Annotated in this window: 3 protein-coding genes; 1 reads left to right on the top strand and 2 read right to left on the bottom strand. The window is 53.4% G+C overall.

The features are described from left to right. Window positions 1-192: hypothetical protein (locus AB5Y82_RS19805; protein ID WP_323926147.1), on the top strand; the 192-nt coding region annotated here is incomplete at its 5' end. Window positions 193-290: 98 nt separating this feature from the next. Here AB5Y82_RS19805 and gmhB read toward each other — a convergent pair. Then, a complete protein-coding gene (gmhB, locus tag AB5Y82_RS19800) occupies window positions 291-833 on the bottom strand; it encodes a D-glycero-beta-D-manno-heptose 1,7-bisphosphate 7-phosphatase (protein WP_005356377.1) in 543 nt (180 codons plus the stop codon). Window positions 834-946: 113 nt separating this feature from the next. Continuing rightward, window positions 947-2,083 (bottom strand): elongation factor Tu (tuf, locus tag AB5Y82_RS19795; protein ID WP_115523187.1); only part of this gene is annotated, 1,137 nt, incomplete at its 5' end.

Below are 2,083 nucleotides of genomic sequence, written 5' to 3'. Positions count from 1 at the left end.
TTCGATGCTGTGAGTGCCCACACAGATTGCTTGATTCAAATTGTTAAAGAGCGACGCAACAGTGTGTTGCTGCGGGAGTGGAATTCTACTCAACCACCTTCTCGAGTCAAGCCTTATTTTCAAAGGCTTTTCGAGGTTATCGACGAGGTTGTTTGCGTTGCCGCTTGCCCTGTCGATGGAGGCGCATTATAGGGAACGGATTCTTTCTGGCAAGCAGATAATTGCAAAAAGATGGCTTTCGCTGTTCGTTCGCTCACAAAGCCACCAATTGGCATATTAAACCGGCGAAATCAGCTCACTGCAGGCACCGCAACAGCAAAATCGTGCAGATTGTCATAGAGAGCATCGGCAAGCGCACTACCCGTTTCGGTCACCGGCTTACCGGTTCTGACCATGATCTTGTGACCGACACCAGCATTGACGGCAGCTTTCAGATCGGAAGGCTTGTCACCCACCATATAGGAACGACTCATGTCGATCCCCAGTTCCTGTTGCGCCAACAGCAGCATGCCTGGCTCCGGTTTGCGGCAATCACAGGGGGCGCCGTGATCCGGATGATGGGGGCAGAAGTAGATGCCATCGAGATCCACATCCCGATCAGCCAGTGACCAATCCATCCATTCAGTCAGATTCATGAAGTCATCTTCACTGAAGTAGCCGCGGGCGATTCCGGACTGGTTAGTGACGACGACCAGCAGATAGCCTTTCTTTTTGAGGAGCTGCAGGGCGTCTATGACTCCGGGCAGAAAATGGAAATCATCGACCTGACTGACATAGCCAGTGTCTTCATTGATGACACCGTCACGATCCAGAAAAATGGCGGGGTTGCTCACGGAAACTACCTCTATCAATGGTTTTGTCCAGTATCTCACAGGCCATAAATAGCCCCAAAAATAAAAGGGGTGGCCGAAGCCACCCCTTTTCATGTTTGTATATAACGAATCGATTAGGCGATTACGCTAGCTACAACACCAGCACCTACGGTACGGCCACCTTCACGGATAGCGAAACGCAGGCCGTCGTCCATTGCGATCGGCGCAATCAGGGTAACAACCATTTTGATGTTGTCGCCCGGCATTACCATCTCTACGCCTTCCGGCAGTTCGATGGTACCGGTCACGTCGGTAGTACGGAAGTAGAACTGCGGACGGTAGCCTTTGAAGAACGGGGTATGACGACCACCTTCTTCTTTGGACAGTACGTACACTTCAGATTCGAACTTGGTGTGCGGCTTGATAGAACCCGGCTTGGCCAGTACCTGACCACGCTCTACGTCTTCACGCTTAACACCACGCAGCAGCGCGCCGATGTTCTCGCCTGCACGACCTTCGTCCAGCAGCTTGCGGAACATTTCTACACCGGTACAGGTGGTAGAAACGGTATCTTTGATACCAACGATTTCTACGGTCTCACCTACTTTAACGATACCGCGCTCTACACGACCGGTAACTACAGTACCACGGCCAGCGATAGAGAATACGTCTTCGATAGGCATCAGGAACGGCTGGTCAATCGCGCGCTCCGGCTCCGGGATGTAGGTATCCAGGTGGCCAGCCAGCTCGATGATCTTCTCTTCCCACTGAGCGTCGCCTTCCAGCGCTTTCAGTGCGGAACCGCGAACTACCGGCAGGTCATCACCCGGGAAGTCGTACTCGGTCAGCAGTTCACGAACTTCCATCTCAACCAGTTCGAGCAGCTCTTCGTCATCAACCATGTCACACTTGTTCATGAACACGATCATGTACGGGATACCAACCTGACGACCCAGCAGGATGTGCTCACGAGTCTGCGGCATCGGGCCGTCAGTCGCTGCTACTACCAGGATCGCGCCGTCCATCTGGGCAGCACCGGTGATCATGTTTTTAACGTAGTCGGCGTGACCCGGGCAATCTACGTGGGCGTAGTGACGGGTAGCGGTGTCGTATTCTACGTGGGAGGTGTTGATGGTGATACCACGCTCACGCTCTTCCGGTGCCTTGTCGATCTGGTCGAAGGCGAAAGCTTTACCACCGAAGTGCTTGGCCAGCACGTTGGTGATAGCTGCAGTCAGGGTGGTTTTACCGTGGTCAACGTGGCCGATGGT

The sequence above is a fragment of the Aeromonas sp. s13 genome, from assembly GCF_040907905.1.
Taxonomy (GTDB): domain Bacteria; phylum Pseudomonadota; class Gammaproteobacteria; order Enterobacterales; family Aeromonadaceae; genus Aeromonas; species Aeromonas veronii.
This window is presented reverse-complemented; position numbering and strand designations above follow the sequence as displayed.